The sequence below is a fragment of the Streptomyces toxytricini genome, from assembly GCF_014649915.1.
In the GTDB taxonomy this organism is placed as follows: Bacteria; Actinomycetota; Actinomycetes; order Streptomycetales; family Streptomycetaceae; genus Streptomyces; species Streptomyces toxytricini.
Genome location: NZ_BMTY01000039.1, coordinates 11,806 through 15,851, shown reverse-complemented (window position 1 = coordinate 15,851; position 4,046 = coordinate 11,806). Strand labels below are relative to the sequence as shown.

Genomic DNA, 4,046 nt, shown 5'->3' with positions numbered 1-4,046 from the left:
GCCGCAGCGCCTCGCGCCGTTCCTGTGCGACCACCCCGAAGGGGTCGTGGACTTCCGGCCGCTCCTGCCCCGCACCGCCTCCCCCGCCCCCGGCGGCGAGGTGGTCCGCACGCCCCGGCTGCGCCACCGCCACGTCGTGCTCGCCCGGCGCCGCTGGCACCTGCCCGAGGGGGTGCTGGCCGCGCTGCGCACCGACCTCGCGGACGACCCGGGGGACGTACCGGCGGCCGCCGTCGCCCGCTGGCGGGCCCTGCTGGGCCTGCCCGAGCAGCTGTTCCTCCACCCGGTGCCGCAGCCGCCCGCGGGGCGGGCCGCGGAGGACTTCCTGGCTTCCCTGCGCGCGCCGAAGCCGCAGCCCCTCGATCTGGGCAGCGCCCTGCACCTGCGGTGCCTGCCGGGTTGGCTGGCCCGCCATCCGCGGGGCGTGGTGCTGGAGGAGGCGCTGCCCGGCTTCGGCGGACGGGACCGGCCGGCCCGCGCCGTCGAGCTGGTCGCCGAGACGCACCGCCCCGCCCGCACCGGCTGACCGCCCGCCCCCGCCCGTCCCCGCCGACGCCCCGCCCGAAACCCGCCGAGGAGGCACCCCGATGAACGCCCCGGCCACCGGCCCGGACCCGGCTCCGCCGGCGCCGACCGCGCTCGACGTCGTCGTCCACCACTACGAGCCGGTCAAGGCCCCCCTGCTCCGCGAGGCCGTCCTGCCGCCGGCCCGGCGGGCGGCCGCCGAGGGGCTCGCCGTGCACGTCGAACGCCACTGGCTGCGCGGCCCCCACGTACGGCTGCGGCTGCGCGGTGCTCCCGCACAGGTGGCGGCCGCGGCGCAGCGTACGGCCGCGGAGCTGCGCGCCCACGCGGCGGCGCACCCGTCGCGGGCCGAGGCCGACGAACGGCAGCTGCTGGAGCAGGCCGCCGCGGCCGGGCGGGCGGAGCTCGTCCCTCCGCCGTACGGGCCGCTCTTCCCCGACAACACGGTGCGCGTGGAGCCCGTCGACCTGGATCCGCTGGCGGCGCTGATCGGCCCCGACGGCGTGCGGCTGCGCGAGGACCTGCTGGCCGCCGGCCTGCCCGCGCTGGAAGCCGGCACGGCGTTCCTCGGCGACCGCGGGGACACCTCGGCGGCCCGGGTGGAGCTGGTGGTCACCGCCCTGGCCGCGCACGCGGCCGCCCACCCGGAGGGCCTGGTCGGCGGCCACTACTCGTTCCTGTCCCACCTGGAGGACTTCCTCGTCTACGAGGACCCCGACGGGCGGCTGCGGGCCGCCTTCGAACGGCGCTGGGAGGCCGCTGGCGAGCGGATCTCCGCGCTGGTGGGCCGGATCGCGTCCGGCGGCGCCACCGGACGCGAACGTGCCTGGGCCGACTGGTCCGCCGGGGCCTGGCGGACCGCGGAGGAACGGCACGCGGCGGGCGCGGACTTCACCGGGGTCGCCGCGGAGTACCGGTCGCGGGCGGCCGCGCTGGGCGACCCGGAGACCGCCGCGCGCTGGAACCGCGAAGTCCGCACCCGCTACAGCGACTTCCACCGGCAGCTGCACCGCTCGGACCCCGAGGGCGCGATGTGGGGCCGCACCGACTACCTCGTGTACCGGGCGTGCACGAACGCCCTGTACCGGCTGCTGGCCGTGTGCGACGTCCTGCCGGTGGAGCGCTACCTGGCCGCGCACTTGGTCGTGCGGAGTGTGCCGGGCCTCACCGGGCACCGCTGGCAGGACCGCATCGACGAGGTCATCGCCGCCGTGGAGGGCGCCCGGTGACCGCCCACGGCGGGCCGCCCGCCGTCCGGCTGCGGCCGGGCGTCGAGGCCACCGTGCTGCGGTCCGGCCTGCACCTGCGCGGGCGGGACGCGAGCGTGACGCTGGAGGGCAGCCGCGCCCTGCCCGCCCTGTGGGAGCTCCTGAGGGACCGACTGGCTCCGGAGCCGGCCGCCCCCGCGGGGGCGGTGCGCCGGTCGGGCGGGCTGGATCCGGCGGACCCGCGGGTCGCAGCGGCGCTGGACCGGCTCACCGGGCAGCTCCGGGCACACGGGCTGCTCGCGGAGTTCCCGGCAGGCCGGGAGGAGCCGGCGGCCTGGCTGGCTGCGTCCACCGAGCGCCCGGCCGAGGCGGCCGCGAGGCTGGCCGCCGCCCCGCCGGTCGTCACGGCCGCCGATCCGGCAGCACCCCTCGCCGCGGCCCTGATACGGGCCCTGCACCGGGCGGGAGTCCGGCCCGAGACGCGGACCGACGGCTGCCTGCCGCCCGGCCTGGTCGTCGCCGCGGCCGGCGCCCCGCCGGTCGCCGTGGCCGCCGACCGGACGGCCGGCGGCGGCTTCGTCACGGCCCCGGCCGCCCCCGACCGGGTGCGCGCGGACGCCGCGGCGCTCGCCGCCCGGCTTGCGGACCCTGCCGACGCCAGCGGGACGGAGGCCGGTCCGGACGCGCTGACGGCCCTCCTGGCGGGCGCGGCCGCGCAGCGGCTGCTGTGCGCAGCCGCCGGACTGCCCGAACCCGCCGGGGCGGACGAGGACCAGCGGCTGCTGCCGGGCCTGCCCGCCGTCCTCGTGGCCGAGGCCGCGCCGCCCCGGGCCTCCTACCACCCGTGGGTGGCCGGGCCGGCCGCCGCCTCGGAGCCCGGCCTGCCACCGGCCGGCGACCTGGCCGAGGCACTGCGCCGCGTCGGAGCGCTGGCCGATCCCCTCCTGGGGGTGCTCGACGCGCCGATGCCGGGTGCGCTGCCGCAGCTCCCCGCGGCGCTGGCCGCCTGCCCGACCCCCGCCGGGCCCCTGGTGGCGGGAGCCCCCCGGGCGGACCTCGCCCGCCTCGCCGCGGCATGCCGGGCAGCCGAACTCCGGCTGGGCGGCGCGGCGGTGGTCGGCGCGGGGCCGGAGCACGCGCGCGGTCGGGCCCTGCGCCGGGCCGCCCTCGCCGCCGACCGGCTCGACGCCGGTCCCGCGCTACCCGAGGAGCAGTGGCGCGAGCACCCGCAGGCCCGCCACTGGCGGGCGGTCCTCACCGGCTTCGCGGGGCACGCGGAGGCCCTGCCGGTGGTGCGCCGGCTGGGCGCGGAGCAGGCGTACGGGGCCGTCGTACGGGTTCCCGGTTCCCCCGCGGCGCTCGGCAGCGCGGTGGAGGCCACCCCGGCGGATGCGGCGGCCATGGCCCTGCTCGGCGCCGTCACCCGGGCCATGGCCGCCGACCACGGGCCGGCCGGGGCCGCACACGTCCCGTTGAGCGGCGCCGAGGCCCCGCTCGCGGCCGCGGGCGCCGCACCGGCGGCCTGGGCGGACGAGGGGTGGGCCGAGGTCTGGCTGGCCGGGATCGCACACCGGGAGCCGGCCCTGACCGCGGCCCTGATGCGCCTGGCGGGCCCGGCCCCCGGACCGTGGCCGCCGACGGACGACCCCGCCGCGCTGCGGACGGCCGCGGCCTTGCACACCTGCGGCTTCACCGTCCTGGCCGGCCCGAAGGGATCCCCGTGAACGCCACCCCGACCCATGCGGCACCGATGCCCGGGACCCCCCGCCCTGGTGCGGCACCGCGCACCACGCAGCGGGACGCCACGGCACTTCCCGCCGCGGCGCCGCACGCCGAGGCCCCCGCCGGCCTGCCCGTCCTGGACGTGGAGGCGGCGCTGGCGACCGGCTCCGGGTGTGCCGTCGTCCACCTGGACTCCTGGACGCTGGAGTCGGCCGAGCGGCTCAGCCGGCATGCCCTGGCGCATCCCGTACGGCTCGTGCCCGTGCGGGAGGACGGCGGGCTGACCGTCGTCGGGCCCGTGCTGGAGCCCGCGGCCCGGGCCTGCCTCGTGTGCACCGAGTACCAGCGGCTCGCCAGCGCCGGGGGCCGCGTACCGTGGCGGAGCCCTCGGCTCCGGCTGGGCGGCACCGGGACGCCGGCGCTGGCGGAGGGGGCGCTGATGCTCGCCGCCGGGCTGCTCGGCGAGGCGGGGCCGCCCGACGGGGACGGCGCGACGCCCTCCGCGACCGTGTACGTCGTCCAGGGGGGTCGGGCCACCTGGTCCGCGCACCGGGTCCGGCCGGTCGGCGGCTGCCCGGTGTGCCGGCCGCT

At 80.6% G+C, this 4,046-nt stretch carries 4 protein-coding genes; all 4 read left to right on the top strand.

The features are described from left to right. The coding region (locus IE170_RS31955) for a lantibiotic dehydratase (RefSeq protein WP_189812979.1) at positions 1–526 on the top strand (526 nt) is incomplete at its 5' end. 61 nt (positions 527–587) lie between these two features. Next, entirely contained in the window at positions 588–1,754 is a 1,167-nt protein-coding gene (locus IE170_RS31950) for a lantibiotic dehydratase C-terminal domain-containing protein (protein WP_189812978.1), read from the top strand. Next, positions 1,751–3,457: a hypothetical protein gene (locus IE170_RS31945; RefSeq protein ID WP_189812977.1), complete on the top strand. Its 1,707-nt coding sequence runs from the start codon at positions 1,751–1,753 to the stop codon at positions 3,455–3,457. The genes IE170_RS31950 and IE170_RS31945 overlap by 4 nt, the downstream gene beginning before the upstream one ends. Further along, a partial coding sequence (locus IE170_RS33075; protein ID WP_229885372.1) for a TOMM precursor leader peptide-binding protein occupies positions 3,454–4,046 on the top strand: 593 nt, incomplete at its 3' end. The genes IE170_RS31945 and IE170_RS33075, both read left to right, overlap by 4 nt.